Source organism: Imbroritus primus, from assembly GCF_964332355.1.
Classification (GTDB): Bacteria; Pseudomonadota; Gammaproteobacteria; order Burkholderiales; family Burkholderiaceae; genus Imbroritus; species Imbroritus primus.
The window spans coordinates 1,637,229-1,663,539 of the sequence record NZ_OZ201293.1 but is presented as its reverse complement, the minus strand read 5'-3'; the positions used below and the strand labels follow the sequence as shown (position 1 = coordinate 1,663,539).

27 protein-coding genes are annotated in these 26,311 nt (G+C 62.1%); 20 read left to right on the top strand and 7 right to left on the bottom strand.

What is annotated here, in order from left to right; all coding sequences use genetic code 11:
- The first annotated feature begins 242 nt into the window (after window positions 1–242).
- The 4 genes from ACQ3C8_RS07615 to ACQ3C8_RS07600 all read left to right on the top strand — a co-directional run bounded on the left by ACQ3C8_RS07615 (window position 243) and on the right by ACQ3C8_RS07600 (window position 4,271).
- Complete coding sequence (locus ACQ3C8_RS07615; RefSeq protein WP_428851157.1) at window positions 243–1,763, top strand: chlorohydrolase family protein; 1,521 nt, start codon at window positions 243–245, stop codon at window positions 1,761–1,763.
- 91 nt (window positions 1,764–1,854) lie between these two features.
- Window positions 1,855–2,835: a Bug family tripartite tricarboxylate transporter substrate binding protein gene (locus ACQ3C8_RS07610; RefSeq protein ID WP_428851156.1), complete on the top strand. Its 981-nt coding sequence runs from the start codon at window positions 1,855–1,857 to the stop codon at window positions 2,833–2,835.
- Window positions 2,836–2,900: 65 nt separating this feature from the next.
- Window positions 2,901–3,677, top strand: a complete 777-nt coding sequence (locus tag ACQ3C8_RS07605) for a phosphate/phosphite/phosphonate ABC transporter substrate-binding protein (protein ID WP_428849639.1) — start codon at window positions 2,901–2,903, stop codon at window positions 3,675–3,677.
- Window positions 3,678–3,788: 111 nt separating this feature from the next.
- Window positions 3,789–4,271 (top strand): MarR family winged helix-turn-helix transcriptional regulator, encoded by a 483-nt coding sequence (locus tag ACQ3C8_RS07600; RefSeq protein ID WP_009523939.1) that lies wholly within the window; start codon window positions 3,789–3,791, stop codon window positions 4,269–4,271.
- A gap of 58 nt (window positions 4,272–4,329) precedes the next feature.
- Here ACQ3C8_RS07600 and ACQ3C8_RS07595 read toward each other — a convergent pair whose 3' ends face one another.
- Both ACQ3C8_RS07595 and lexA read right to left on the bottom strand, forming a co-directional pair.
- Window positions 4,330–4,488, bottom strand: coding sequence for a hypothetical protein (locus ACQ3C8_RS07595; RefSeq protein ID WP_009523938.1), 159 nt, complete (start codon window positions 4,486–4,488; stop codon window positions 4,330–4,332).
- Between the two features lie 145 nt (window positions 4,489–4,633).
- On the bottom strand, window positions 4,634–5,281 hold the full coding sequence (lexA, locus tag ACQ3C8_RS07590) for a transcriptional repressor LexA (RefSeq protein WP_009523937.1): 648 nt from the start codon (window positions 5,279–5,281) through the stop codon (window positions 4,634–4,636).
- A gap of 207 nt (window positions 5,282–5,488) precedes the next feature.
- On the opposite strand from lexA, the gene ACQ3C8_RS07585 reads away from it, so the two are divergent.
- The 8 genes from ACQ3C8_RS07585 to ACQ3C8_RS07550 all read left to right on the top strand — a co-directional run bounded on the left by ACQ3C8_RS07585 (window position 5,489) and on the right by ACQ3C8_RS07550 (window position 11,535).
- Complete coding sequence (locus ACQ3C8_RS07585) at window positions 5,489–6,526, top strand: asparaginase (protein ID WP_428851155.1); 1,038 nt, start codon at window positions 5,489–5,491, stop codon at window positions 6,524–6,526.
- A 109-nt stretch (window positions 6,527–6,635) separates the two neighbouring features.
- A complete protein-coding gene (gene rpsF, locus ACQ3C8_RS07580) occupies window positions 6,636–7,010 on the top strand; it encodes a 30S ribosomal protein S6 (protein WP_009523935.1) in 375 nt (124 codons plus the stop codon).
- A gap of 73 nt (window positions 7,011–7,083) precedes the next feature.
- The gene (gene priB / locus ACQ3C8_RS07575; RefSeq protein ID WP_428851154.1) at window positions 7,084–7,383 is read left to right on the top strand and encodes a primosomal replication protein N; all 300 of its coding nucleotides are present in this window, start codon (window positions 7,084–7,086) and stop codon (window positions 7,381–7,383) included.
- Window positions 7,384–7,386: 3 nt separating this feature from the next.
- Window positions 7,387–7,662 carry a 30S ribosomal protein S18 gene (rpsR, locus tag ACQ3C8_RS07570; RefSeq protein WP_009523933.1) on the top strand — a complete coding sequence of 92 codons (276 nt, stop codon included), beginning with the start codon at window positions 7,387–7,389 and terminating at the stop codon, window positions 7,660–7,662.
- A gap of 26 nt (window positions 7,663–7,688) precedes the next feature.
- On the top strand, window positions 7,689–8,141 hold the full coding sequence (rplI, locus tag ACQ3C8_RS07565; RefSeq protein WP_009523932.1) for a 50S ribosomal protein L9: 453 nt from the start codon (window positions 7,689–7,691) through the stop codon (window positions 8,139–8,141).
- Between the two features lie 191 nt (window positions 8,142–8,332).
- The gene (locus ACQ3C8_RS07560; RefSeq protein WP_009523931.1) at window positions 8,333–9,727 is read left to right on the top strand and encodes a replicative DNA helicase; all 1,395 of its coding nucleotides are present in this window, start codon (window positions 8,333–8,335) and stop codon (window positions 9,725–9,727) included.
- Between the two features lie 156 nt (window positions 9,728–9,883).
- The gene (locus ACQ3C8_RS07555) at window positions 9,884–10,510 is read left to right on the top strand and encodes a DUF47 domain-containing protein (protein ID WP_009523930.1); all 627 of its coding nucleotides are present in this window, start codon (window positions 9,884–9,886) and stop codon (window positions 10,508–10,510) included.
- A 14-nt stretch (window positions 10,511–10,524) separates the two neighbouring features.
- Window positions 10,525–11,535, top strand: a complete 1,011-nt coding sequence (locus tag ACQ3C8_RS07550; RefSeq protein ID WP_037030899.1) for an inorganic phosphate transporter — start codon at window positions 10,525–10,527, stop codon at window positions 11,533–11,535.
- 72 nt (window positions 11,536–11,607) lie between these two features.
- On the opposite strand, the gene ACQ3C8_RS07545 is transcribed toward ACQ3C8_RS07550, so the two are convergent.
- The 5 genes from ACQ3C8_RS07545 to ACQ3C8_RS07525 form a co-directional block, all read right to left on the bottom strand.
- Complete coding sequence (locus ACQ3C8_RS07545; protein WP_428851153.1) at window positions 11,608–12,315, bottom strand: C40 family peptidase; 708 nt, start codon at window positions 12,313–12,315, stop codon at window positions 11,608–11,610.
- Window positions 12,315–12,728 (bottom strand): hypothetical protein, encoded by a 414-nt coding sequence (locus ACQ3C8_RS07540; RefSeq protein WP_009523927.1) that lies wholly within the window; start codon window positions 12,726–12,728, stop codon window positions 12,315–12,317. Before ACQ3C8_RS07540 ends, ACQ3C8_RS07545 begins: the two co-directional genes overlap by 1 nt.
- A 122-nt stretch (window positions 12,729–12,850) precedes the next feature.
- Complete coding sequence (locus ACQ3C8_RS07535; protein ID WP_428851152.1) at window positions 12,851–14,578, bottom strand: PhoH family protein; 1,728 nt, start codon at window positions 14,576–14,578, stop codon at window positions 12,851–12,853.
- A gap of 399 nt (window positions 14,579–14,977) precedes the next feature.
- Window positions 14,978–15,442 carry a peroxiredoxin gene (locus ACQ3C8_RS07530; RefSeq protein WP_009523924.1) on the bottom strand — a complete coding sequence of 155 codons (465 nt, stop codon included), beginning with the start codon at window positions 15,440–15,442 and terminating at the stop codon, window positions 14,978–14,980.
- A gap of 392 nt (window positions 15,443–15,834) precedes the next feature.
- Window positions 15,835–16,269 (bottom strand): Mth938-like domain-containing protein, encoded by a 435-nt coding sequence (locus tag ACQ3C8_RS07525; RefSeq protein ID WP_009523923.1) that lies wholly within the window; start codon window positions 16,267–16,269, stop codon window positions 15,835–15,837.
- Between the two features lie 253 nt (window positions 16,270–16,522).
- On the opposite strand from ACQ3C8_RS07525, the gene ACQ3C8_RS07520 reads away from it, so the two are divergent.
- The 8 genes from ACQ3C8_RS07520 to clpB all read left to right on the top strand — a co-directional run bounded on the left by ACQ3C8_RS07520 (window position 16,523) and on the right by clpB (window position 26,097).
- On the top strand, window positions 16,523–17,758 hold the full coding sequence (locus ACQ3C8_RS07520) for a pyridoxal phosphate-dependent aminotransferase (protein ID WP_428853046.1): 1,236 nt from the start codon (window positions 16,523–16,525) through the stop codon (window positions 17,756–17,758).
- 80 nt (window positions 17,759–17,838) lie between these two features.
- Window positions 17,839–19,149 (top strand): homoserine dehydrogenase, encoded by a 1,311-nt coding sequence (locus tag ACQ3C8_RS07515; protein WP_009523921.1) that lies wholly within the window; start codon window positions 17,839–17,841, stop codon window positions 19,147–19,149.
- A 59-nt stretch (window positions 19,150–19,208) separates the two neighbouring features.
- Window positions 19,209–20,654, top strand: a complete 1,446-nt coding sequence (thrC, locus tag ACQ3C8_RS07510; RefSeq protein WP_428851151.1) for a threonine synthase — start codon at window positions 19,209–19,211, stop codon at window positions 20,652–20,654.
- 253 nt (window positions 20,655–20,907) lie between these two features.
- The gene (locus ACQ3C8_RS07505; protein ID WP_083840483.1) at window positions 20,908–22,131 is read left to right on the top strand and encodes a molybdopterin molybdotransferase MoeA; all 1,224 of its coding nucleotides are present in this window, start codon (window positions 20,908–20,910) and stop codon (window positions 22,129–22,131) included.
- 2 nt (window positions 22,132–22,133) lie between these two features.
- Window positions 22,134–22,391, top strand: coding sequence for a molybdopterin converting factor subunit 1 (gene moaD / locus ACQ3C8_RS07500; protein ID WP_009523918.1), 258 nt, complete (start codon window positions 22,134–22,136; stop codon window positions 22,389–22,391).
- A 16-nt stretch (window positions 22,392–22,407) separates the two neighbouring features.
- Complete coding sequence (gene moaE, locus ACQ3C8_RS07495; RefSeq protein WP_428851150.1) at window positions 22,408–22,926, top strand: molybdopterin synthase catalytic subunit MoaE; 519 nt, start codon at window positions 22,408–22,410, stop codon at window positions 22,924–22,926.
- Window positions 22,923–23,303, top strand: coding sequence for a fluoride efflux transporter CrcB (crcB, locus tag ACQ3C8_RS07490; protein ID WP_428851149.1), 381 nt, complete (start codon window positions 22,923–22,925; stop codon window positions 23,301–23,303). The genes moaE and crcB overlap by 4 nt, the downstream gene beginning before the upstream one ends.
- Window positions 23,304–23,511: 208 nt before the next feature.
- On the top strand, window positions 23,512–26,097 hold the full coding sequence (gene clpB, locus ACQ3C8_RS07485) for an ATP-dependent chaperone ClpB (protein ID WP_428851148.1): 2,586 nt from the start codon (window positions 23,512–23,514) through the stop codon (window positions 26,095–26,097).
- The last annotated feature ends 214 nt before the right edge of the window (window positions 26,098–26,311 follow it).

The following is a 26,311-nucleotide window of genomic DNA, read 5'->3' as shown; positions in this document are numbered from 1 at the left end:
GCAGCCGTCGCATCAGCCTCCCGCTTTCCATTCTCATCGATCCGTGACATCCCGCGCGGTCGCAGGCAGGAATCGTTCTTGCTTGGCGATTAGCGTACTGGCGCAATGCCGGCCGCGAGCGACGTATTCTTCTGGCGAATGCATCCTCCACGGCACTCTCAAATTTTTCAAAAAACCCTTTGACGCATGCGTTTCCCGATATATAGTTAGTGAACTAACAATATTGGCGAAAGGAGAGAAAGATGCGGACGTCAATCCGTGGAGGCTGGGTGGTCGGGCACCAGAATGGCGCACATACGCTGGAGCAGGGTGCCGAGGTGGTCTATGAGGATGGCACGATCCTCTACGTGGGGCCGCGTTTTGACGGCACGGTCGATGAGGTCATTGACGCGACGGGCATGCTGGTGGCGCCAGGCTTTATCGACACACACGTGCACACGGGGCATCGCGCATCGCACCGCCTGATCGCGGATGCCGGCCGGCCAGACTATTTCGGCCAGCCGTTCCTGGAGATCAGTGTGCCGAAGGAAGGCAAGCGCATCGAAGGTGATGTTCGCTACCTACGGCCGGATGAACCGGGCGTAGACGATGAGATTGACTTCAATGCGGCCTTTACTGTCACGGAGATGCTGCGCAATGGCATCACCACCTTTGTGGAATTTGGCAGTCAGCTGCGCATCCAGAATGCGCTGGCACGCCAGTGCGAAAAGCTCGGTGTGCGCGGATACCTCGGGCCTGGCTACGACAGCGGGCGCTGGGTGGGGGATGAAAAAGGACGCCTCAAGCGCATCATGAACGAAGAAGAAGGTCTCAAGGGCTTGCAGGATGCCATCCGTTTCATCGAGGAGAAAGACGGCAGTGCCGGTGGCCTGGTGCGCGGCCTGCTGAGCCCGCGTGAAGCGGAAACCACGAGCGTCGATCTATTGAAGCGGACGCGCGCGGCGGCAGACGAAATGAATGTACCGATTGCCACGCATGCCGCCTACAGCGTGCTGGAATTCCATGACATCGTGCGCGAATACCGCATGACGCCGATCGAGTTGCTCGACAGCGTCGGACTGCTGCGGCCGACATTGAATATCGGGCACGGTAATTTTGTCTCGGACAACCTGCGTCTCAACTACTCCGGTGGCAGCGACCTGAAACTGATGGGTGATGCCGGAGTATCGATCTCGCATTGCCCGATCAACATCGTACGGCGCGCGCGTTCGCTCGATTCCTGGAAAAAATATCAGGATGCTGGCGTGAACATTTCCCTGGGCAGCGATACGTATCCGCGCGACACGATCCTGAACATGCGGTCGGCGTCGTATCACGGCAAGATCATGAGTCACAACTACCGTCATGCCACGGCGGGCGAAGTCTTCAGTGCAGCGACCCTGGGCGGTGCACGTTCTGTCGGCCGCGATGACCTGGGGCGACTGCAGCCAGGCGCCTGCGCCGACATCATCCTGATTGACCTGAGCGGTGGCGATACCTTGCGGTTCGGCCCCATCCTCGATCCGGTCAAGAGCCTCGTCGAGTGCGGCGTGGGTGACGATGTGAACACGGTGATCGTCAATGGCGTGGTACGGATGCGCGACCGCAAGATTCCGGGCGTGGACATCCCGGCCATGCGTCGACGCGCCCAGGAAACTGGCGAGTACATCTGGCGCCATTGGCATGAATCCGATCCGCTGGGTCGTACGGCACGTGAGGCTAGCCCTTGGAGTTTTTGTCCTGCGTGTTTCCGCGACCAGCAACTGGCGCGCCCGGAGGCATAAACCACGGTATCTGGGTTCCGTTATCCCAACCGGTCGTGACGGCGCATCAGCGGCGCATGGCCGATTTCAGCAAGCGTTCAGGAGAAGCATGATGTTGAAGCGTTCTGCAGTGCTGTTCTCGTTGTCGTTGTTGATGGTGACCGCGGCGTTGCCCGCGCGGGCCGCCGATCCCTATCCCAGCAAGCCTGTGCGTGTGATCGTGCCGTTCGGTCCCGGCGGATCGGTCGATCTGTTGCCGCGGTTGATCGGCGCCAAGCTGTCGCAAGTCTGGGGCCAACCCTTTATCGTGGAAAACCGTCCGGGCGCGGCGGGCAATATCGGCATGGATGCAGCAGCCCGCGCAGATGCCGATGGCTATACGCTGGTATCCGCGCCTGTGGGTAACCTGGCGATCAATCCGCATTTGTATCCCAATCTCAAGTTCGATGTCTTCAAGAGTTTTACGCCGATCACCTTGATCGGCACGGTGCAGAACGTGGTCGTGGTCGGTCCCGCCGTCACCGCCAGCAGTCTTCCTGATCTGCTGGCACAGGCCAAGGCAAAGCCGGGCATGCTGACATTCGGGTCCGGTGGGGTCGGTACCCAGGCGCATATCGGCGGAGAGTTGCTGGCCTCCATGGCTGGTGTCGAGATGAAGCATGTGGCATACAAGGGTGTGGGAGACTCGGTCAAGGATCTGCTCGGCGGGCAGATATCCATGATCGTGGCCCAGGTTCCGGCGGTCACGTCGTTCATCCAGGCCGGCCGCCTGAAGCCGCTGGCAGTGGCCAGCAGCAAACGCATCGCAGCATTGCCGAACGTTCCGACCGTTGACGAAGCTGCCGGGTTGAAGGGGTACGAGGCCGTGTCCTGGTATGCACTGATGGGGCCGGCAGGCATGCCTCGCGAGGTCGTCACCAAGATCCAGGCTGATGTGGGCAAGGTGCTGGCCATGCCAGAGATCCGCGAGAAGCTGCAGGCGGTGGGTACGGAACCGATGGGCAGTACGCCAGAGCAACTGGCCGCGTTGATGCACAAGGAACACGCGCGCTATGGCGAGATCATCCGCAAGGCCGGCATTCGTATTGATTGAAGCTGCGCATCGATTGGAAACAGTTTTAGGGGGTGGGGCGCTTTGGCATGATCAGCAATGCACGCATGTACTCTGTAACACCGGCCGCCGCTGCGGCCTGGGCGGAGATTTTCAACTGGGTCCAGGCGCGGGCTGGCGTTAACTTCGAGGCTGTTGCCCATGCGCCGCCGTTGCTGCTGTCTGATCTCTGGGAACGGGAAGATCTCGGCATGGTGATGATGTGCGGATTGCCGTTGGCGCGGCGAACCAGAGTAGTACAGATTCTCGGCGCGCCGTTGCCGTCGCTGCCGGATTATGGCGGCAAGCCGCACTATCGCGCCTGCATCGCCGTGCGTGCCGATAGTCCTGCGCACACGCTGGCCGATACGTTCGGCGGTGTGGCAGGGTACACCTTGCGCGACTCCCATTCCGGATACTATGCCTTCCGGCATCACCTGCTAAAGCACCACGGTTCGGACGGACAATATGCCAGGACGGTTGGCGGCTTTCTGAACGCGCATGAGATCATTCTTGCGCTGGTGGATGGAAAGATCGATGTCGGTCCGCTTGACGGCTACGTCTATGACTTGATGTGCGCGACCTGGCCTGAGTTTGCGTCACAGGTCCGCGTGATCGACCGCACCATGGCCGCGCCGATTCCCCCCTTGACCTGCTCCTCTGACCTGCCTGGCCAGCAGGTCGCCCGGCTGCGTGCAGCCCTGCGGGATGTCGAAGCCGAACCTGCCCTCGCGGAGGCGCGGCGGACGCTTTGCCTGACACGTTTTGTCGCAATGGATGCGGAGGCCTATCATGTCCAACGCTACATCGCGGCGCGCGTGGATGAGTCACCGGTATCCTGGTAACAGGTGAGGGTGGACGCGGTGCTACACTGACGCAGTCAGGTACATGCCTGGCCCGGGTCTCCCGCTGTTGCGGGAGACCCGTTTTCACGTCAACGTTTGACCGATGCGCGCATGACCACCAAGCCTCGCCACGCCAGCCCGCCGCAATTCGATATGGATTTCCGGCCGGGATTCATGATTCGCCGGCTGCATCAAATCCACGTCAGTTTTTTCTTTCAGGAGTGCGGGACCGATCTGACACCGCTGCAGTTCACGCTCCTGCATGTCTTGCTCACGCGCGGCGAACATGACCAGCACACGCTGGCCAAGGAAGTAGGCATCGATCGCGCCAATGCCACGGCCGTGATCCAGCGGCTGGAAGAAAAAGGATTGATCACGCGCAGGGGCTCCGATCGCGACAGCCGCGTAAAGCTCTGCTCCCTGACTGCTGCCGGACGCACGCTGACTGAGGAAATGCTGACCGCGGTCGAGCATGCCAATATGCGCACGCTCGAAGCGCTGGAACCTCGCGAGCGCGAGCAGTTCGTGCAAAGCCTGAAGAAACTGGTGCTGGCCAATAACGACAGCAGCCGCACCAAGCTGACGCTACGCTGACTGCCCACATCAGCGGTGTGCTGATGCTGGGGCGGTCTCTCGAGATGAGCTGTTTCGATCAGCGCTGGCCGCTGTCACGCTCCAGCATGCGGCAGATAGCGGCCATGCTGCCGACCATGGTGCGGCGGCGTTGCCCCTGATACACGCGGACGCCTTGCACCTGGCGGAACGGCGTCGGATGGACGGGGGTGCGGGTGGAGTGAACAAGCTGCAGCATTGGAACACCTCTACTGATAAACACGAGGCTGCACGACGGCCTGGTTGATCACGGACGTACGCTACCCTGCCAGCCAAGGCATCGGAGCTTGTCCATGAAGGTGCATGCAGGCCGCACCGGTCGGTGCGGCCACGCGGTGATGAGGCTAGGGCGCGCTGGGGCGGATCAGCCCCACGGCGATGCCCTCCAGTGCGAAATCGTCTTTCGACAGATCGACGATGATGCTTTGGTAATCGGGGTTTTCCGCGATCAGTTCGATAACCTGACCGCGGCGTTGCAGGCGTTTGACTGTGACTTCCTCGCCGAGGCGGGCCACCACGATCTTGCCGTTGCTTGCTTCGCGGGCGCTGCGCACGGCGAGCAGGTCGCCATCGAGAATCCCTGCGTCGCGCATGCTCATGCCGCGCACCTTGAGCAGATAGTCTGGTGTTTCGCTGAAGACGCTCGGATCCACCTGGTACTGGCGATCGATATGTTCGGTGGCGAGGATCGGGCTGCCGGCAGCCACGCGGCCCACCAGCGGCAGCGTGAGCTGCATGAAGCCCATCGACGGCAGGCTGAACTGGTGCGCGCCATCGTCCATGGCCTTGAGACGGATACCGCGCGAGGCGCCGGGCGTGAGTTCGATCACGCCTTTGCGGGCCAGGGCGCGTAGATGTTCTTCCGCTGCGTTGGCTGAGGAAAAGCCGAATTGCGCAGCGATTTCGGCGCGCGTAGGGGGGAATCCGGTCTGCTGGATCGTCGTGCGGATCAGATCGTAGATCTGCTGCTGTCTTGCCGTCAGTTTCGCCATCGCCTTCTATCCCGAGATGACCGCGCAGCCTGCTTCGCGGACTGTATATTTGAACAGTATGCTGTGATTTTATACAGTATTTTGCGAACTGCAAGAATTTTTGCCTGGTCGCATCGTTTGCCTGTGGTGGTGCGACGACACAAGCCTCGGGGTTCGCGACCGGCACTCTCGGTACAATGCAAGCCAGCCATTGATCAGTGAGGGACCATGTCCAAGCCGAGAATCGCCATTCTTGCCACGGGCGGTACGATTGCCGGGGTCGCCGCCAATCCGGCCGCAACCGATGGTTACCGTTCCGCCACGCTGCCCATCGATGCCTTGCTGGCAGCCTTGCCGGGCCTGGGCGATATCGCCGAGATCCAGGCCGAGCAGGTTGCCCAGCTGGACAGCAAGGACATGAGTTTTGCCGTCTGGCAGCGACTTGATACACGCATCCGCGCCTGGCGCGATAGTGGAGAGGTTGACGGCATCGTCATCACGCACGGCACGGACTCCCTTGAAGAAACCGCTATCCTGCTGCACCTCACGCAGCCTGCCGGCATTCCCGTGGTACTGACTGCAGCGATGCGCCCCGCGACGGCGGTATCGGCCGACGGCCCGCTCAATCTGCTCCATGCGGTGCGGGTGGCGGCCCATCCTGGTTCGGCGGCGCTGGGTGTACTCGTAGTGGTCAATCAGGAAATCCATGCGGCGCGCGATGTGGTCAAGCTCCATACCGGCGCGGTGCAGGCGTTTGCGTCGCCAGGATGCGGACCACTGGGTGCCGTTGCCGGGCAGCAGATCCGCTACGGACGCCGTCCGGTGGCGCTGGCCGGCATTGGTGGCCGGCTGCTCGGCATGCCGGCCGACTGGCCGTGGGTGGAAGTGATTGTCAGTGTCGCGGGCGCACGCCGCCAGTTGGTCGATGGACTGGTCCAACAGGGCGTTCAGGGCCTGGTGATCGCCGGCCCCGGCAACGGTTCGATTCATGAAGCGCTGCTGCCCGCCTTGGCCGATGCCTGGCGACAGGGGGTAGCTGTGGTGCGCGGCAGCCGTTCGGGTGCCGGATATGTCACCAGCGCCACAGGCGTGGCGGCAGGCGGGGAACACGCCGCGCCCGGCGGATTCCCGGCCACGGCAGACCTCAATCCCGCCAAGGCGCGCGTGGCGCTGATGCTGGCGCTTGGCACGGGCGAGGCGGGAATCATCGGCGCGCAAGGGGTGCCGGATGCACTCGCGCTGCAGCAGTTTTTCGAGGCAATCTAGGCGGCTTTTGGAAAAAGCGGTTTTTCCGCTATAATGACCGGCTTTCTACCTTGCCACACCGGTCTTCTTGACGCCCGGGTGGCTGTTTATCGATCCCAAAGGAGCGTCAATGCGTCATTACGAAATCGTCTTTATCGTCCATCCGGACCAGAGCGAGCAAGTGCCCGCGATGATCGAGCGCTACAAAGGCCTCGTCACCGGTCAGGCTGGCCAGATCCACCGCGTGGAAGACTGGGGCCGCCGCCAGCTCGCCTACATGATCCAGAAGCTTGCCAAGGCTCACTACGTTTGCATGAATATCGAGTGCAACCAGGAAACCCTGGTCGAGCTCGAGCATGCCTTCAAGTTCAACGATGCCGTGCTGCGTCACCTGATCGTGCAAACGAAGAAGGCCGAGACCGCACCGTCGCCGATGATGAAGGAAGTGCAGCGGGAAGAAGCCAAGAAGGCTGCCCAGCAAACCTCGGAAGGCCAGGCTGCCTGAGTGGCATGCCTTGCGCGGGCCGGCGGAGCCGACCCGGGTGTGCGGGTGTGTGACTTGAGGTGAGACGCAAGGCGTGAACCGGTTTTTTCTCACGGCCAGTCTGGTGGAGCGCGATGCGTTGCGCTATACCCCAGCAGGCATCCCCGTCGTGAACTGCATGCTGCAGCACGCCGGAGACGTGACCGAAGCCAATACGCCGCGCCAGATCGAGTTTCATATCGCCGCCGTCGCGGTGGGCAGTATCGGTCAGGAAGTCGATCGCATGCCCCTTGGCACAATGATGGAATGGGAAGGCTTCATGGCCCGCCGTCACCGCAACAGCAAGGCACTGGTCTATCACATCACTGGATGTAAAGAATTCGCAAAGGATTGAATCATGGCATTCGTCAAACGTAACGATAAGAACAAGAAGCGCTTCACACAGAACCCGCTGTTCAAGCGCAAGAAATTCTGCCGCTTCACCGTGGCCGGCGTCGAACAGATCGACTACAAGGATCTGGACACGCTGCGCGACTTCATCGGTGAGAATGGCAAAATCACGCCGGCCCGCCTGACCGGTACCCGCAGCCACTATCAGCGTCAGCTCGACACGGCCATCAAGCGTGCGCGTTTCCTCGCGCTGCTGCCGTACACCGACCTGCACAAGAACTAAGCCACGGTCGACAAGGAGAACTGAACATGCAAGTTATTCTGCTGGAAAAAGTCAAGAACGTTGGCGACCTGGGCGCCGTGGTGCGTGTCAAGGATGGTTATGCTCGTAACTTCCTGATCCCGAATCGCCTGGCACGTCGTGCAACCGACGCAGCGCTGAAGGAATTCGAAGCCCGCCGCGCCGAACTCGAAAAGATTGCTGCCGAGAAGCTGGCCGAAGCCGAGAAGCTCAACGAAAAGCTGAACGGCACGACCCTGGAAGTCAGCCAGAAGGCTGGCGTCGACGGCCGTCTGTTCGGCTCGGTGACGAACGAAGACATCGCACAGGCCCTGGGCAAGCAGGGTTACGCCATCGAGCGTTCGCGCATCACGCTGCCGAACGGCCTGGTGAAGACGATTGGCGAACATCCGGTGCGCGTGTCGCTGCACACCGATGTGGTGGCCGAAATCACCCTGGTGGTACAAGGCGAGGCAGCCTGATTTCCATTTGGCGCGCCGCAAGGCGGGCCACAGGAAATAGACAGCCGTGGAAAAAGCAGGCGCTTGCGCCTGCTTTTTCTTTGCCTGCGCGCTGCGTCTGCATGATGCGCATCCGCTTGCCCGCGCACGCCGGAATCCGCTGTGCGGATTCTTTTCATGTTGCCCGTGCCGGGCAGCTATAATCGCTACCCATGAACGCTCCCACGTCCGATCCGCAATTCGACGCGCTCAAGGTGCCGCCGCATTCCATCGAGGCCGAGCAATCGGTGTTGGGCGGGCTGCTGCTGGACAATTCCGCCTGGGACCGCATCGGCGACTTCCTGTCCGAGTCCGATTTCTACCGCTACGATCACCGCCTGATTTTCCAGAACATCGGACGCCTGATTTCGGGCGCGCGTCCGGCCGACGTGGTGACGGTGTTCGAGATGCTCAAGGCCGCCGGTAAGGCGGATGAGGTCGGTGGGCTGGCGTATCTGAATGCACTCGCGCAAAACACCCCCAGTGCGGCCAATATCCGGCGCTATGCGGAAATCGTGCGCGATCGCTCCGTGCTGCGCAAACTGGTGACGGTCGCCGATGAAATCGCTACCGGCGCCTTCAATCCTCAGGGGCGCGAGGTCCGGCAATTGCTCGACGAGGCCGAGTCCAAGGTGTTCGCCATTGCTGAAGAGGGCTCACGCGGCCAGCAGGGCTTCCAGGAAATCCAGCCGCTGCTGACGCAGGTGGTGGAGCGCATCGACGAGCTGTACCACCGCGACAACCAGAATGACATTACCGGTGTCGCGACCGGATTTGCCGATCTGGATCGCATGACCAGTGGCATGCAGGCCGGTGACCTGATCATCGTAGCCGGTCGTCCTTCCATGGGTAAGACGGCGTTCTCGCTGAATATCGGCGAGCATGTGGCGGTGGAGCAGGGCTTGCCGGTCGCGGTGTTCTCCATGGAAATGGCCGGCACGCAGCTGGCGATGCGGATGCTGGGCTCGGTGGGGCGGCTCGACCAGCACCGCCTGCGAACTGGCCGCTTGCTTGATGAGGACTGGCCCCGGCTGACCCACGCCATCCAGAAGATGAACGATGCGCAGCTGTTCATCGACGAAACGCCGGCGCTCAACCCCATGGAGCTGCGCGCACGTTCCCGTCGTCTGGCGCGCCAGTGCGGGCAATTGGGCCTGATCATCATCGACTACCTGCAGTTGATGTCGGGCTCCGGTGGCGGTGGGGAAAACCGCGCCACCGAGATTTCCGAGATCTCGCGCTCGCTGAAGGGCTTGGCCAAGGAGCTGAACTGCCCTGTCATTGCCCTTTCGCAGCTGAACCGCAGTCTGGAGCAGCGTCCCAACAAGCGTCCGGTCATGTCCGACCTGCGGGAGTCGGGCGCCATCGAACAGGATGCGGACGTGATCCTGTTCATTTACCGGGACGAGGTTTATAACCCGGATTCGCAGGACAAGGGTACGGCGGAAATCATCATCGGCAAACAGCGTAACGGTCCGATCGGCACAGTGCGCCTGACCTTCCTGGGGCAATTCACGAAATTCGACAATTTTGTTGGCGGTAACGCATTCTTCGACAACGAGCAGTAAAATTTCTCCGTTTTTTTGTGCGGTGCGGCGAATGTAGCCGTGCTAAGCCGGTAAAATATGTCATTTCCATGACGACACATGGCCGACACATCGGCGGTTCAGGTCGGCATGGCTGCACCAGCAGTTCATACTCCGTTCTTTCAAAAGGAAAGCATCATGTTTGGCCGTTTCATGCCGACAGAGGGTAAGTTTTTCGAGTATTTCGATCAGCATGCCGATTGCGCGGTCTCCGCTGCCCGCGAATTGCTCGCACTGATCAATGACCTGCCCAACGCCGAGGCCCATGCGCGGCAAGTGCAGGCGACCGAGAAGAAGGCCGACCGCATCACCCATGACACCGTCGACCTGCTGCACAAGACTTTCATCACGCCGCTTGATCGCGACGAGATCCACAAGCTCATCACCACGATGGACGACATCCTTGATCTGATGGAAGATGTCGCCGAAACCATTTCGCTCTACGACGTCACCAGCCTGACCGATGAAGCGCGCCAGCTGGCGACGATCTGCGTGTCGTGTTGCGACCAGGTGAAGATCGCTGTCGGCCTGCTCAGCAATATGAAGAACGCAGGCACGATCCTCAAAACCACACAAGAAATCGACCGCCTCGAGTCAGAGGCCGACCGCGTGATGCGTTCCGCGATGTCGAAGCTGTTCCGCGAGGAAACTGACGTCAAGCGGCTCATCAAGCTCAAGGCCATTTACGAGCAGCTCGAGACGATCACCGATAAGTGCGAGGATGTGGCCAACATCATCGAGGGTATCGTGCTGGAAAACGCGTAAGCAGCGGGGACAGTATGGATACTGTACAAATGAGCCTGTGGGTGATCATCTTCCTGGTCGCCCTGGCAGTCGCGTTCGACTTCATGAACGGCTTTCACGATGCCGCCAACTCGATCGCCACGGTGGTGTCGACGGGCGTGCTCAAGCCGCACCAGGCGGTGGCCATGGCGGCGGCATTCAACGTCATCGCCGTCTTCGTGTTTCATCTGAAGGTTGCAGCGACCGTCGGCAAGGGGACGGTCGATCCGGCAATCGTCGATCACTACGTGGTCTTCGGCGCGCTGGTTGGCGCAATCACGTGGAACATTATCACCTGGTACTACGGCATTCCTTCGAGCTCGTCCCATGCGCTGATCGGCGGCCTGGTTGGGGCTGCGGTAGCCAAGGCCGGTACCAGCTCGCTGGTCGCAAGCGGCCTGTTCAAGACCGTCGCGTTCATTTTCGTTGCCCCGATCCTGGGCATGGTCCTGGGGTCGTTGTTGATGCTGATCGTGGGCTGGATGTTCTTCCGTACACCACCGAGCCGCGTGGACAAGTGGTTCCGGCGCCTGCAGCTGGTGTCGGCTGCGATGTACAGCCTCGGGCATGGCGGTAACGATGCGCAGAAAACCATCGGCATCATCTGGATGCTGCTGATTGCAGGCGGCTATGCTGCCCAGGGAGCGGCAGAGCCGCCGATGTGGGTCATCATCGTCTGTTACGTTGCCATTGGCCTTGGCACCATGTTCGGCGGCTGGCGGATTGTGAAGACGATGGGGCAGAAAATCACCAAGCTCAAACCTGTCGGCGGTTTTTGCGCCGAGACGGGCGGGGCGGTCACGCTGTTTGTCGCATCGGCGCTGGGCATTCCCGTGTCGACCACGCACACGATTACCGGTGCCATCGTCGGCGTCGGCTCGGTGCAGAAGATGTCGGCCGTGCGCTGGGGATTGGCCGGTAATATCGTCTGGGCGTGGATCTTGACGATTCCGGCGTCGGCCTTCATGGCGGCGATTGCCTGGTGGATCGGCACGCATATCATGTGATCCGTACAAAAGGATGCATCGCAAAAAAAGCCCCGGTCATGCCGGGGCTTTTTCATTGCCTGCGCGCTTGCGTCATTGGCGCGCGAATGCCGCGATCGGATCGTCTTCTTCCGCCAGTGCGGCGGAGGGGGCAAGGGCGGGTAAGGGCGCTGGCGAAATGGCAGGAGCCGGCTCCAGGGAGGCGGTCATGCCTGTGCTCGAAGGCATCGGCAAAGAGCCGGCTTCGACCACGCGGCGGGCGCCGGTATAGCGCCGGGCCCAATAGCTTTTCGTCATGTCCTCCAGGCGCACGGTACCTCCGCTTGACGGAGCGTGGACAAAGCGGTTCTGGCCCACGTAGATGCCGACATGGGAATGCGGGTGGCCGGCGGTGTTGAAGAACACCAGATCCCCGGAGGCGACTTCTGCGCGTTGCAACGGGATGCCGCGCGTGCCCATCTCCGCAGTAGTGCGTGGCAGGCTGACAGCGGCCGAGCGATTCACGACATAGCGTACCAGCCCACTGCAATCGAAGCCGCTGTCCGGCGTATTGCCGCCATAACGGTAGGGGGTGCCGACCAGCGCCATGGCCTGGATGGAAATTTCTTCGAGTCCTGCGGAGGGATCCTTGATTGGCGGCCCGGGTGTGCGGCCTGCGGAAGGGGATTTGCTCGAGCGTGTGGGGGTGCTCGAACACGCCGCCAGCAAGCAGGCACACAGGAGCAGGACAGGCAGTGCGCGCCTGGCCGGTGTTTGCGTAAACAAGGGGCCCGTCGGCCCCGTGAGTCGCCGCCCTGTCATCACCAGCGGAACTGGTGCTGGCCGGACTGGGTAGACAGCTTGGCGCGCTTCATGGAACCCTGGGATGTCGCTTCGACCGTGTAGCTGCCGGCGGGGGCCTTGATCAGGCAGCGCGGGCCAGGAGCGCGGAAGGACGCAACCTGCTGTCCATCGCGGCTCAGGCGCACCTCCACATCCGACAGGTATTCGCCACGCGCACCCTGGGTAAAGAGTAGATCCATGTTGAAGCCGGATTTCTTGCTGTCGAGCGCCTGCTGTTCATCTGCGCCCACGCCCCCGCAGATATAACTGACCGGCCCGAGCGTTTCCATGACCATGGGAGCCTGGGCAGCCGCGGGCAGGGCAACCGGAATCAGCAATACCGGAAGGCTGGCCGCAAGCACGGATTGGATGAATTTTGCGGATCGTTTCATGCTGGGTCTCCTTGGACAGCTGGCAGGCGCCATCCCATGTGACGTCAGAACATCAGGCGTGCCGGGCATCACCCGGCACGTCATGTTGTTCGGACCCCGCGACTGCACGGATGTTCCTGAGTTTACAGGATGTCCGCTGCATGATCGGCCAGGCGCGAGCGTTCGCCTCGTGCCAGCGTGATGTGCCCGCTGTGGCTCCAGCCCTTGAAACGGTCGACCACGTAGGTAAGGCCGGACGAACCCTCCGTGAGGTAGGGTGTGTCGATCTGCGCGATGTTTCCCAGGCACACGATCTTGGTGCCGGGGCCGGCGCGCGTGACCAGCGTCTTCATCTGCTTGGGCGTCAGGTTCTGTGCCTCGTCGATGATCAGGAACTTGTTGACAAAAGTACGGCCGCGCATGAAGTTCATGCTCTTGACCTTGATGCGCGAACGGATCAGTTCCTGTGTCGCGGCACGTCCCCAGTCGCCTGCGCCGTCGTCGGATTTCTGCAGGACCTCGAGGTTGTCGTCGAATGCGCCCATCCACGGCTGCATCTTTTCCTCTTCGGTACCCGGCAGGAAGCCGATATCCTCGCCCACGGGCACGGTCGCACGGGTGACGATGATCTCGTTGTACAGCTTCAGGTCGAGCACCTGCTCGAGGCCGGATGCCAGCGCCAGCAAGGTCTTGCCGGTGCCTGCCTGGCCCAGCAACGTGACGAAGTCCACGTCGGGATTCATCAGCAGGTTGAGGGCGAAGTTCTGCTCGCGATTGCGGGCCGTGACGCTCCAGACATTGTTCTTCTGGTGCGTGTAATCGCGCAGCGTCTGCAGTAGCGCGGTCTTGCCGTTGATTTCCTTCACCTGGGCATACAGGGGCAGGCTGCCATCCGCCGGTTCAAGGTAGACGAACTGGTTCACCAGGAAGGACGGCACCAGCGGACCCGTGAGGCGATAGAACATGACACCGGTCTTGGGATCCTGCCAGCTTTCCATGCCTTTGCCGTGGCGGGTCCAGAAATCGTTCGGCAGTTGCATCACGCCGGAGTAGAGCAGGTCCTTGTCTTCCAGGACCTGGTCGTTGAAGTAATCCTCGGCGGGCAGCCCCAGCGCGCGCGCCTTGATGCGCATATTGATGTCTTTCGACACCAGTACCACCTGACGCTCCGTGAATTGTGTCTGCAGCGCGCTCACCACACCGAGGATCTGGTTGTCCGCCTTGCCCTGCGGCAGGCCTTCCGGCAGCTTCACTTCGTTCAGGCGCGTCTGGAAGTACAACCGGCCCTGGGCGTCGCGGTTACCGAGCTTGGACAGCGGCAGGCCTTCGTCCATGACGCCTTCCGTCCCGGCGACCAGCGCATCGAGCGTCCGGCTTACCGTCCGGGCATTGCGCGCGACTTCGCTCATGCCTTTCTTGTGATTGTCCAACTCCTCGAGCGTCATCATCGGGAGATAGACGTCATGCTCCTCGAAGCGGAACAGCGAGCTCGGATCGTGCATCAGCACATTGGTGTCGAGCACGAACAGCTTGGCCGGGCCGTCGTCCTTGGCGCGACGTTTGCGTGGCGCTGTCGCCGGCGTGCTGGCCGGCGCATTTGCCGGAGCGGCGCCACTGGTCCGCGCACGCGTCTCGCGAACGGGTGCAGGCGCTCCGGCAGGCACAGGCGCTTCCGCGCGTGCGATCGGTGCAGAGGGCCGGACGGCCGGTTCGGCGGTTGCAGCTTCGCCACTCAGGGAGGCATGCTCCAGCGCGGGCACCGGTTTGCGTGGTCCGGTTGAAACCTTGCCTCGCGCGTTCGGCTTGATCGGCGTGTACTCACGCGGGTCCAGCAATTGGGCGGGTTTGGCGGGCATGGTCGGTAGCGGCATGCTTCAGGTTCCTTTGCGGGCGGGAAAATGGGGAGTGTGCGGGACGTGCCGGCCAATCGGACAGAGCAGACCGATCAGGGCGACCGGCGCAGCAGCTTGACGGGCAGACACGTGCGGCGCCAGGACAGTTGGCGTGCCGGTCCGGCAATCGTGGGGAGCCCGCAATTGAAAAAGCCGCCTGTGACCGGTATGCCCGGGGAGGCGGCTGTTCAGGACAGTGCGGAAACCGGCGCGTGGCAAAAGCGGCTGGCGTAAAACCGGCCCGGGCATCGAATGCCGTGAAAACTGCTGTCGGGCGCTGGATCTTCGGCGTGTCGCACTCATTGAGTCCGACTGTAGCCTAAGGTTTTTGCTTTTGCAATCGTGTCGTGTTGCGCCGCGGCGTCGATCACCCTTGGCTCAGCGCTCGCGCACCGTCTTGAGCACCTGTTCGACATGGTTGGGGACACGCACCCCGCGCCATTCATGCCGCAGCACGCCCTTGTCGTCGATCAGGAAGGTGGAGCGTTCGATGCCGCGCACTTCCTTGCCATACATCTTTTTCATGCGGATCACGTCGAACAGCGAGCACAGTGCTTCATCGCCGTCGGACAGCAGTTCGAAAGGCAGGTCCAGCTTCGCCTTGAAATTCTCGTGCGATTTCATGCCGTCGCGCGAGATGCCGAAGATTTCGACGCCAGCCGCCTGGAAGGCTGCATACTCATCGCGAAAGTTCATGGCCTCGGTGGTGCAGCCGGGCGTGCTGTCCTTGGGGTAGAAGTACAGCACCACATGTTTGCCCTTCAGCTCGCTCAGCGTAAAGGTCTTGCCGCTGGTGGCGGCAGCACTGAAATCCGGAACTGGCTGGTTGAGGCTGACTGTCATGCGATGTGTGCTCCTGTATTGATCGCGGTGTCCGGCAGGGCAAGCGCTGCGCGGAACATTGGCTCATGCGACGTACTATTGTTGAGAGTCTGGCTAGGTGAGAATGATAAGCTCTCGTCCGAGGCTGGGCCACCATAATTAAAGATTGCTAACCAGTTTAGCCCGGAAACGCGCGCGCTCCTGCGTACGCCCGTTGGAAACGGAGGATTTCCGCCGCAGATGCGAACAGGCCGGCACGGGCATGCGTACAGGCCTTTGCATAAGCAGACTCCACGGCTGGCTGTTTCCGGCGGCTGCTGCTGGCATGGGCGAGCCCCTGTGGCCGCGACTTCCTGTTTCCAAGGCGATTCATCGCGCGGCGATCCTGTTCAGATTGCATGCTGCTGCTACGTTCATGCCCCTGCAGGTTGCGGCGTACTGTCGCCGCTGCCGCCGCTGGTACCACTGTCGCCCGCATTCTCGATCAGCAGCAGGGCGGCCACCTTGCGTCCTTCCGCCATCAGGATGTTGTAGGTCCGGCACGCGGCCTTGACATCCATCGTGTCGACCCCGATCCGTTGCCGCAGGAGGTTTGCCGTGAGACGCGGGTGCGGAAACCGAAGTTTCTGCCCGCTGCCGAACACGACCACTTCTGGCTGGTGCCGCAGGACCTGATCGAAATGTTCCGGGGCCAGATCCTCGAAGCGGGTGACTTCCCAGCGCTCCACGGGGCCTTCCGGCAGCAGCAGGATGGAGTGGGGGAAACGGACCAGATTGACCTCGAGCGAGGTGTCATCGTAGGCCGTGACGGTATTCAGCGCGTTGGATTGGTCAGCGTGGAGTTTCAAGCGAGTCTCGCGTGGGGCAGGTTTTGGGTGTGACGTAGCAGGCGCATCACAAGGCTGCCACAAAGGGTGGGCGGCCCAGGTCCGCGTCGGTCAGCTTCCCGATGGGATCGCCTGTGCTGCGATGCGGGAAATCGGGCAGAACTCTGTCATAATGGACAAATTATAACGTTCCAGTGCGGCGCGTGATCAGCTCCTGCCGTATGGACGCAGGCTCAACCACGCGCCGGGGGCGAGCGCACTTGCCGTGAACACCGTGAAATCCATCCAGAAATCCAACAAGCTCAATAACGTCTGCTACGACATCCGCGGCCCTGTCCTGGAAAAAGCGAAGCAGATGGAGGAAGAAGGGCAGAAGATCATCAAGCTGAACATCGGCAATCTGGCGGTGTTCGGCTTTGACGCGCCCGACGAGATCCAGCAGGACATGATCCGCAACCTGCCGGTTTCTGCGGCCTACTCGGATTCGAAAGGGATTTTCGCGGCGCGCAAGGCGGTGATGCACTATACCCAGGAGCGCGGCATCCGTGGCGTGACGCTGGAAGACATCTACCTGGGCAACGGCGCCTCGGAGCTGATCGTCATGGCGACCAACGCCTTGCTCAATGATGGCGACGAAATGCTGCTGCCGGCACCCGACTATCCGCTGTGGACTGCGGCAGTCAGCCTGTCCGGCGGCACGCCCGTGCATTACCTGTGCGACGAGGCGAACGAGTGGATGCCCAACCTGGACGACATCCGCAGCAAGATCACGCCGCGCACCAAGGGCATCGTCGTCATCAACCCGAACAACCCGACCGGCGCGCTGTATTCGGATGAGTTGCTCAAAGGCATCATCGCCATTGCCCGCGAACATGGCCTGATCATCTTTGCCGACGAAGTCTACGACAAGATCCTGTACGACGACGTCAAGCATACGGCCATCGGTTCGCTCTCCGAGGACGTGCTGACGATCACCTTCAACAGCCTGTCCAAGAGCTATCGCTCGTGTGGTTATCGTGCCGGCTGGATGGTGGTGTCCGGCGACAAGCGCGGCGCCGAGGACTATATCGAAGGGCTGAACATGCTGTCGTCCATGCGTCTGTGCGCCAACGTGCCGGGCCAGTGGGCGATCCAGACCGCGCTGGGCGGCTACCAGAGCATCCAGGAACTCGTGGCGCCGGGCGGCCGCATGCGTCGGCAGCGCGATCTGGCGCACGAACTGATCACCGCGATTCCCGGCGTGACCTGCGTCAAGCCCAAGGCCGCGCTGTACATGTTCCCGCGCCTCGACCCCGAGATCTATCCGATCAAGGACGACCAGGCCTTTATCCGCGAACTGCTGGAGCAGGAGCGGATCCTGCTGGTGCAGGGCACTGGCTTCAACTGGCCGGCGCCCGACCATTTCCGCATCGTATTCCTGCCGCACGAGGATGACCTGCGTGAGTCGATCAACCGGCTGGCGCGCTTCCTGGAAGGCTACCGCAAGCGTCACGGCACGGTTGCTGCCTGACGAACGATGTATAACGCGACGCGCCGGCGGCCGGGTCGCCTGCGCGTTTTTTTTCCGTGTCTATTTTTTAATCAGCGAACATGAACCCGATCAAAGTTGGCCTGCTGGGCATCGGTACCGTCGGTGGCGGTACTTTCAACGTACTGAAACGCAACCAGGAAGAAATTCGTCGCCGTGCTGGCCGCGGCATCGAGATTGCCATGGTTGCCGATCTGGATGTGGAGCGCGCCCGTGAGCTGACTGGCGGCGAAGTCGAGGTGGTGAACGACGCCAACCTGGTCGTCAATCATCCTGACATCGACATCGTCATCGAGCTGATCGGCGGCTACGGTATTGCCAAGACGCTCGTGCTGCAAGCCATCGAACAGGGCAAGCATGTCATCACTGCCAACAAGGCGTTGCTGGCCGTGCACGGTAACGAGATCTTCGCTGCTGCGCACCGCAAGGGCGTGACGGTAGCCTTCGAAGCTGCCGTCGCGGGCGGCGTGCCGATCATCAAGGCGCTGCGCGAAGGCCTGTCGGCCAATCGCATCGAATGGATTGCCGGCATCATCAACGGCACCACCAACTTCATCCTTTCCGAAATGCGCGAGAAGGGCCTCGACTTTGACGTGGTGCTCAAGGAAGCACAGCGGCTGGGCTATGCGGAAGCCGATCCGACCTTCGACATCGAAGGCTTCGATGCCGCCCACAAGGTGACGCTGATGAGCGCGCTGGCCTTCGGTATTCCGGTGCAGTTCGACAAGGCCTACGTCGAGGGTATCACCAAGCTCGAAGGCAAGGATATCCGCTATGCCGAGGAACTCGGCTACCGTATCAAGCTGCTGGGCCTGACGCGCCGCCGCGAGAACGGCGTGGAGCTGCGCGTGCATCCCACGCTGATTCCAGCCAAGCGCCTGATCGCCAACGTCGAGGGCGCCATGAATGCCGTGGTGGTGCAGGGCGACGCAGTCGGCCCCACGCTGTACTATGGCAAGGGCGCCGGCGCGGAACCGACGGCCTCGGCCGTGATCGCCGACCTGATCGACGTGACGCGCCTGCAGACCGCCGACCCCGAGCACCGCGTGCCGCACCTTGCGTTCCAGCCCGATGCGCTGTCGAACGTGCCGGTGCTGCCGATGGACGAAGTCTTCACCAGCTACTACCTGCGCATGCGCGTGGCCGACCAGACTGGCGTGCTGGCCGATATCACGCGCATTCTGGCCGACGCCGGCATCTCCATCGATGCCATGTCGCAGAAGGAGTCGCGCGAGGATGAGCAGCAGACCGACATCATCGTGCTCACGCATGTGGCACAGGAAAAGCAGGTCAATGCCGCCATCCAGCGTATCGAGGCGCTGCCGACGGTCTTGTCGGACGTCACCCGCATCCGCATGGAAGAGCTGAGCTGAACTGAGATTCGACTGCTGTTACCCTGCGATCGAACAGAATTAAGGAATTGCACAAGCCGATGAAGTACCTGTCTACCCGCGGTCACGCCGCACCGCAAACCTTTTCAGACATCCTGCTGGGCGGCCTCGCGCCGGATGGCGGCCTGTACCTGCCGGATCATTATCCGCGCGTGTCGAGCGAGGAACTGGAAAGCTGGCGCGGCCTGGCGTATGCCGATCTGGCCTATGAAATCCTGCGCAAGTTCGCTACCGATATTCCGGATGCCGATCTGCGGGCGCTGACGCGCAAGACCTATACCCCCGAGGTGTATTGCAATGTGCGCGATGGCGACAATGCTGTCGATATCACGCCGTTGCGCCGCCTGGGCGAAGAGGGCGGTACCACGGTATCGTTGCTCGGTCTGTCGAACGGACCGACGCTGGCCTTCAAGGACATGGCGATGCAGCTGCTCGGCAACCTGTTCGAGTACACGCTGCTGAAGACCGGGGATGAACTGAACATCCTCGGCGCCACCTCCGGTGACACCGGCAGTGCGGCGGAATACGCCATGCGTGGCAAACGCGGCATCCGCGTGTTCATGCTGTCGCCGCACAAGAAGATGAGCGCCTTCCAGACGGCGCAGATGTTCAGCCTGCAGGATCCGAATATCTTCAACATTGCCGTCGAAGGCGTGTTCGACGACTGCCAGGATATCGTCAAGGCTGTGTCGAACGATCTCGAGTTCAAGGCACGCCAGAAGATCGGCACGGTCAACTCCATCAACTGGGCACGTGTGGTCGCCCAGGTGGTGTACTACTTCAAGGGCTGGCTGCTCGCGACCACGGGCCCAGGCCAGAAAGTGTCGTTCAGCGTACCGTCCGGCAACTTCGGCAACGTCTGCGCCGGCCATATCGCGCGCATGATGGGCCTGCCTATCGACAAGCTGGTGGTGGCCACCAACGAGAACGATGTACTCGACGAGTTCTTCCGCACCGGCAACTACCGGGTGCGCAAGTCGGCCGAGACGCTGCACACGTCCAGCCCGAGCATGGACATCTCCAAGGCCTCGAACTTCGAGCGCTTCGTGTTCGATCTGTTCGACCGCAACCCGGAACGTGTTGCCGGCCTGTTCCGCGATGTCGAGGAAAAGGGTGGTTTCAGCGTGGCAGATACCGCTGCTGGCGCACGTGTGGCCTCGTTCGGTTTTGTCTCCGGCCGCAGTTCGCATCAGGACCGTCTCGCGACGATCCGCGATCTGGCGGCGCGCTACGATATCGTCATCGACACTCACACCGCGGATGGTGTCAAGGTGGCGCGCGAGCATCTTACGCCCGGCGTGCCGATGATCGTCCTGGAGACGGCGCTGCCGGCCAAGTTCTCGGAGACCATCGTCGAGGCGCTTGGCAAGGTGCCCCCGCGCCCGGCCGGTTTCGATGGTATCGAAGACCTGCCGCAACGTTTTGACGTAATGCCGGCCGATGCGGCAGCCATCAAGCAGTTCCTCGCTGCCCGCACTGGCCGCTGAGCCATCTCTTTCGCGCCCGGCTCCGGCCGGGCGTCATCAGGAATGCGCCTTGCCTGGGTATCCCCTCATATCGTGAGGCGGATCCGCTTTCCCCTGTGTCCTTGTACTATGAGTCCGACGGCGGAAATCGCATCGCCGTGACAGCGCATGCCCCTGCGCCGCGTGACCGATTGGCTGCGGACCGCGTGCACTCTCGCTACAATAGGGTTTTAAACCCTTGTGCAGGTTCCGCCGCATGCAACCTCGTCCCCCCATGCTGACCCTGGCTGCCGCGCTCGAGTCCTTGCTCGCCGGCGCGCGCCCGCTCGCTGCGGATGCTTCCGCCGTGGAAACAGTTAACACGCTGTACGCCAACGGCCGCGTGCTGGCTGAAGACATCCGCAGCGGCCTCGACGTGCCGCCGCGCGACAACACCCAGATGGACGGCTATGCCGTGCGCAGCGCTGATATCACCGCGCCGGGCAGGCGCTTGCGGGTGGCGCAGCGGATTCCGGCCGGCCATGTCGGCGAGCCGCTGGCTCCCGACACCGCCGCGCGCATCTTCACTGGTGCGATGATTCCCGAGGGCGCTGACGCCGTGGTGATGCAGGAACAGTGCACCGTGGATGGCGATGACGTGATCGTCAACCACCAGCCAGCCGCAGGCGAATGGATCCGCTATGCTGGCGAGGATATCCGCAACGGCAGCGTGATTCTGCCCGCCGGCACCCGGCTGGGGGCGCAGCATCTCGGGCTGGCCGCCTCCGTGGGTTGTGCAACCCTGCCGGTACTGCGCCGCGTGCGTACCGCCGTGTTCTTTACCGGCGATGAACTGGCAATGCCCGGCGAACCGCTCAAGCCGGGTGCCATCTACAACTCGAACCGCTTCACCCTGCGCGGCCTGCTTGAGAATCTTGGCTGCGAGATTACCGATTTTGGCATCGTGCCCGATACGCTCGAGGCCACGCGCGACACCCTGCGGCGTGCGGCCGCCGAGCATGACCTGATCATCACCTCCGGCGGCGTGTCCGTTGGCGAGGAAGACCATATCAAGCCGGCCGTCGAGGCAGAAGGGCAGCTCAACTTGTGGCAGATCGCCATCAAGCCAGGCAAGCCGCTGGCCTTTGGCGAGATCAACCGGGCTGACGGCGCCGGGCGCACCTTTTTCCTGGGGTTGCCGGGCAACCCGGTGTCGAGTTTCGTCACTTTCCTGCTGTTCGTGCGGCCGTTCATCCTGCGCCTGCAGGGCGTTGCTGATGTCACCCCTAAACGCCTGCCGTTGCGTGCTGATTTCACGCTCGCCAAGGGCGACCGTCGTAACGAGTTCCTGCGGGCTCGCATCAACGAGCGGGGCGGGCTCGACCTGTTCCCCAACCAGAGTTCCGGCGTGCTGACCTCCACGGTATGGGGGGACGGCCTGATCGACAATCCGCCGGACCGGACCATTGCGGAAGGCGATATCGTGCAGTTCATCCCGTTTGACCAGGTGGTGTATTGAAGATGGAAGTCGAATTGCGTTTCTTCGCCAGCGTGCGAGAGCAGGTTGCCACAGCCCACGAGCGGGTCACCGTGCCCGAACACGTGGGCACCGTGGGTGAGCTGCGCGAATGGCTGTGCGAACGCGGCGACAACTGGCGCGCCGCGCTGGCCGGCAATCGGGCGTTGCGCATGGCGCTCGACCAGGCCGTGGCCACGCCCACAGCCCGACTGCATGCGGGGTGCGAGGTGGCATTTTTTCCGCCCGTGACGGGCGGTTGATCAGCGAGATAGAGTGATGCCGATACGTGTACAAACCGAAGACTTCGATCTCGGCCGGGAAATCGCCGCACTGCGCGCCGGCTCGCCGCAGGTCGGCGCGGTCGCGAGCTTCATTGGCACGGTGCGTGACATCAACGATGGCCAGAGCGTGTCGGAGATGGAGCTCGAGCACTACCCCGGCATGACCGAGAAGGCGCTCGAGCAGATCGTCGCAGCCGCCAGGCAGCGCTGGGAGATCATCGATGCGCTGGTGATCCACCGCGTCGGGCCGCTGCGCCCGCTCGACCAGATCGTGCTGGTGGCGGTCACGTCCGCACATCGGGGCGAAGCGTTTGCCGCCTGCGAGTTCATCATGGACTACCTGAAGAGCGAGGCGCCGTTCTGGAAGAAGGAACAAACGCCTGCCGGGGCGCGTTGGGTCGACGCTCGCGTCTCGGATGATGCCGCCCTGAAGCGCTGGGGGATCGAAACCGGCAATGCGGGCGGGTCGGCGGCCGAAGACCTGTCAGTGGCCCCCACCGGTTCACCTACGTGACGCCCCTGGGCCTGCTTGCGGTTGGTGTCGGCGCCACGCTGGGCGCCTGGCTGCGCTGGGCGTTTTCGCTGGCCTGGAATGCCCTCAATCCGACCCTGCCGTACGGTACGCTGGCCGCCAATCTGCTGGGCGGCTACCTGATCGGCGTCGCCGTCGGCGTGTTCGGCGACCATATCGAATTGCCCCCCGAATGGAAGCTGCTGGTCATTACCGGCTTCCTGGGCGGCCTGACCACCTTCTCCACCTTTTCGGCGGAAGTCCTGGCAAACGTGTCGGCCGGCAATTACACCGCTGCGGCGCTGCACATCAGCGTGCATGTGCTCGGCTCCTGCCTGCTGGTCGCTGCCGGACTCTGGACTTACCGCCTGCTTGCGTAACCGGCACATCACTTGCGGCTGGAGGGCGCAGGCAGGTGGGGCGGACAAGCGGAAGGCCGGAGCACTGAAAGTACCGGCAGTCGCCGGGACGGGGCGTGCTGCCACCACGAGTGCGGTTTTCAGTGGTTGTTTGATCTGGATCACTTGAAAATGTCAAGGCTTGCCTCATCTTTGTCGCATCTTTGAATGCAGGACTTGAGGGGTATTCATGCGTCTCGACAAACTCACCACGAAATTCCAGGAAGCGCTGGCAGATGGCCAGAGTCTTGCCCTGGCCAACGATAACCAGTACATCGACCCGCTGCATGTCCTGGCTGCCATGCTGCACCAGGTCGACGGCGGGGCCGGACCCTTGCTGGAGCGCGCCGCGGTCAACGTGGGCGCCCTGAAGGATGCTGTCGACGGTGCGATTCACCGCCTGCCGAAGGTCGAAGGCGTGACCGAAATCCAGGTCGGCCGCGAGCTGAACAACCTGCTCAATGCTACCGAAAAGGAAGCCATCAAGCGTGGCGACCAGTTCGTGGCGAGCGAACTCTTCCTGTTGTCGCTAGCCGACGACAAGGGCGAGGCCGGCCGCCTGGCACGCCAGCACGGTCTGACGCGCAAGATGCTGGACCAGGCCATCAATGCCGTCCGCGGCGGGCAAACCGTCGGCAGCGCCGATGCGGAAAGCCAGCGCGAAGCCCTGAAGAAATACACCATCGACCTGACGGAACGCGCCCGGTCGGGCAAGCTCGACCCGGTGATCGGCCGCGACGATGAAATCCGCCGTTCGATCCAGATCCTGCAGCGCCGTACCAAGAACAACCCCGTGCTGATCGGCGAGCCCGGCGTCGGCAAGACCGCCATCGTCGAAGGGCTCGCACAGCGCATCGTCAACGGCGAGGTGCCCGAGTCGCTCAAGAACAAGCGCGTGCTGGTGCTCGACATGGCTGGGCTGCTGGCCGGCGCCAAGTATCGCGGCGAGTTCGAGGAACGGCTCAAGGCCGTGCTGTCAGATGTCGCCAAGGACGAAGGACAGACCATCGTCTTCATCGACGAAATCCATACCATGGTGGGCGCCGGCAAGGCCGAGGGCGCCATCGATGCGGGCAACATGCTCAAGCCGGCGCTCGCGCGCGGCGAGCTGCACTGCATCGGCGCGACCACGCTCGACGAGTACCGCAAGTACATCGAGAAGGACGCTGCCCTCGAGCGCCGCTTCCAGAAGGTGCTGGTCGAGGAGCCGACGGTGGAGGCGACCATCGCCATCCTGCGTGGTCTCCAGGAGCGCTATGAACTGCACCACGGCGTGGAGATCACTGATCCTGCCATCGTCGCGGCGGCGGAGCTGTCGCACCGTTACATCACGGACCGCTTCCTGCCGGACAAGGCCATCGATCTCATCGACGAGGCTGCAGCGCGCATCAAGATGGAGATCGACTCCAAGCCGGAAGTCATGGACCGTCTCGACCGTCGCGTGATCCAGCTGCAGATCGAGCGCGAGGCCGTAAAGAAGGAAACCGACGAGGCTTCCATGAAGCGCCTCGACCTGATCGAGCAGGAGATCACACGCCTGCAGAAGGAATATGCGGACCTTGACGAAATCTGGCGTGCGGAGAAGGGCGCGGCGCAGGGCACGGCTTCGCTCAAGGAAGAGATCGACCGTATCAAGCTGGAGATCGTGCGCCTGCAGCGCGAAGGAAAACTCGACAAGGTGGCCGAGCTGCAATATGCCAAGCTGCCGGAACTGGAAGGCAAGCTGAAGGCCGCCAATGCCGCGGAAACGCAGGGAGCGACGCAGAACAAGCTGCTGCGCACGCAGGTGGGCGCCGAGGAAATCGCCGAGGTAGTCAGTCGTGCGACCGGGATCCCGGTGGCCAAGATGATGACCGGCGAGCGCGAGAAGCTGCTGCAGATGGAAGACCGTCTGCATCAGCGCGTGGTTGGCCAGGACGAGGCCGTGCGCCTGGTGTCGGACGCCATTCGCCGCTCGCGCGCAGGTTTGTCGGACGAGAACCGGCCGTATGGTTCCTTCCTGTTTCTCGGCCCGACCGGTGTCGGCAAGACCGAGCTGTGCAAGGCCTTGGCCAGCTTCCTGTTCGATTCGGAAGAGCACCTCATCCGCATCGACATGAGTGAGTTCATGGAGAAGCATAGCGTGGCACGCCTGATTGGCGCGCCGCCGGGATATGTCGGCTATGAAGAAGGCGGTTACCTGACCGAGGCCGTACGCCGCAAACCGTACAGCGTGGTATTGCTGGACGAAGTGGAGAAGGCGCACCCGGACGTGTTCAACGTGCTGCTGCAGGTGCTCGACGATGGCCGCCTGACGGATGGGCAAGGCCGCACGGTAGACTTCAAGAACACGGTGATCGTGATGACGTCGAACCTCGGTTCGCACCTGATCCAGGCGATGACAAACGAACCGTACGAGGCAATCAAGGGCGCCGTGTGGCAGGAAGTGAAAGAGCATTTCCGCCCCGAGTTCCTGAACCGTATCGACGAGGTCGTGGTGTTCCATGCCCTGGGCCAGGACCATATCACCAACATCGCGCGCATCCAGCTGCAGCGCCTGCACGACCGGCTGGCGAAGATGGACATGTCGCTCGATATCAGTGATGCGGCACTGACCCATCTGGCCTCGGCCGGCTACGATCCGGTATTCGGCGCGCGGCCGCTCAAGCGAGCCATCCAGCAGCACATCGAGAATCCGCTGTCGCGGCTGATTCTGGAGGGCAAGTTGGTGCCCAAGGATGTGGTGCCGGTGGACTACCGGGATGGCGATTTCGTGTTCGAACGGGTCGTGCACTAATCTGCAGGGCAGATTGAAACGGAGGGGATTGTCCCCTCCGTTTTATTTTGTGGCTCGCATCGCCGCGTATCCCGATTCGTTGTTTCCGATCTGCGCATTCCTGATCCAATGGTTAACAATCTTTGTCATTTGTGGTTAACCTTGATGCATAAAATGAGCCGCTTTATTGCTGTGCTGTAGGAAGCATCTGGCGATCATGGCGCGCCATGCTCCG

Bases quoted from the DNA above. Each gene is read 5' to 3' on its own strand.
- ACQ3C8_RS07615 (WP_428851157.1), top strand. From the start codon at position 243: ATGCGGACGTCAATCCGTGGAGGCTGGGTGGTCGGGCACCAGAATGGC.
- ACQ3C8_RS07610 (WP_428851156.1), top strand. From the start codon at position 1,855: ATGTTGAAGCGTTCTGCAGTGCTGTTCTCGTTGTCGTTGTTGATGGTG.
- ACQ3C8_RS07605 (WP_428849639.1), top strand. From the start codon at position 2,901: ATGTACTCTGTAACACCGGCCGCCGCTGCGGCCTGGGCGGAGATTTTC.
- ACQ3C8_RS07600 (WP_009523939.1), top strand. From the start codon at position 3,789: ATGACCACCAAGCCTCGCCACGCCAGCCCGCCGCAATTCGATATGGAT.
- ACQ3C8_RS07595 (WP_009523938.1), bottom strand. From the start codon at position 4,488: ATGCTGCAGCTTGTTCACTCCACCCGCACCCCCGTCCATCCGACGCCG.
- lexA (WP_009523937.1), bottom strand. From the start codon at position 5,281: ATGGCGAAACTGACGGCAAGACAGCAGCAGATCTACGATCTGATCCGC.
- ACQ3C8_RS07585 (WP_428851155.1), top strand. From the start codon at position 5,489: ATGTCCAAGCCGAGAATCGCCATTCTTGCCACGGGCGGTACGATTGCC.
- rpsF (WP_009523935.1), top strand. From the start codon at position 6,636: ATGCGTCATTACGAAATCGTCTTTATCGTCCATCCGGACCAGAGCGAG.
- rpsR (WP_009523933.1), top strand. From the start codon at position 7,387: ATGGCATTCGTCAAACGTAACGATAAGAACAAGAAGCGCTTCACACAG.
- rplI (WP_009523932.1), top strand. From the start codon at position 7,689: ATGCAAGTTATTCTGCTGGAAAAAGTCAAGAACGTTGGCGACCTGGGC.
- ACQ3C8_RS07560 (WP_009523931.1), top strand. From the start codon at position 8,333: ATGAACGCTCCCACGTCCGATCCGCAATTCGACGCGCTCAAGGTGCCG.
- ACQ3C8_RS07555 (WP_009523930.1), top strand. From the start codon at position 9,884: ATGTTTGGCCGTTTCATGCCGACAGAGGGTAAGTTTTTCGAGTATTTC.
- ACQ3C8_RS07550 (WP_037030899.1), top strand. From the start codon at position 10,525: ATGGATACTGTACAAATGAGCCTGTGGGTGATCATCTTCCTGGTCGCC.
- ACQ3C8_RS07545 (WP_428851153.1), bottom strand. From the start codon at position 12,315: ATGACAGGGCGGCGACTCACGGGGCCGACGGGCCCCTTGTTTACGCAA.
- ACQ3C8_RS07540 (WP_009523927.1), bottom strand. From the start codon at position 12,728: ATGAAACGATCCGCAAAATTCATCCAATCCGTGCTTGCGGCCAGCCTT.
- ACQ3C8_RS07535 (WP_428851152.1), bottom strand. From the start codon at position 14,578: ATGCCGCTACCGACCATGCCCGCCAAACCCGCCCAATTGCTGGACCCG.
- ACQ3C8_RS07530 (WP_009523924.1), bottom strand. From the start codon at position 15,442: ATGACAGTCAGCCTCAACCAGCCAGTTCCGGATTTCAGTGCTGCCGCC.
- ACQ3C8_RS07515 (WP_009523921.1), top strand. From the start codon at position 17,839: ATGAACCCGATCAAAGTTGGCCTGCTGGGCATCGGTACCGTCGGTGGC.
- thrC (WP_428851151.1), top strand. From the start codon at position 19,209: ATGAAGTACCTGTCTACCCGCGGTCACGCCGCACCGCAAACCTTTTCA.
- ACQ3C8_RS07505 (WP_083840483.1), top strand. From the start codon at position 20,908: ATGCTGACCCTGGCTGCCGCGCTCGAGTCCTTGCTCGCCGGCGCGCGC.
- moaD (WP_009523918.1), top strand. From the start codon at position 22,134: ATGGAAGTCGAATTGCGTTTCTTCGCCAGCGTGCGAGAGCAGGTTGCC.
- moaE (WP_428851150.1), top strand. From the start codon at position 22,408: ATGCCGATACGTGTACAAACCGAAGACTTCGATCTCGGCCGGGAAATC.
- clpB (WP_428851148.1), top strand. From the start codon at position 23,512: ATGCGTCTCGACAAACTCACCACGAAATTCCAGGAAGCGCTGGCAGAT.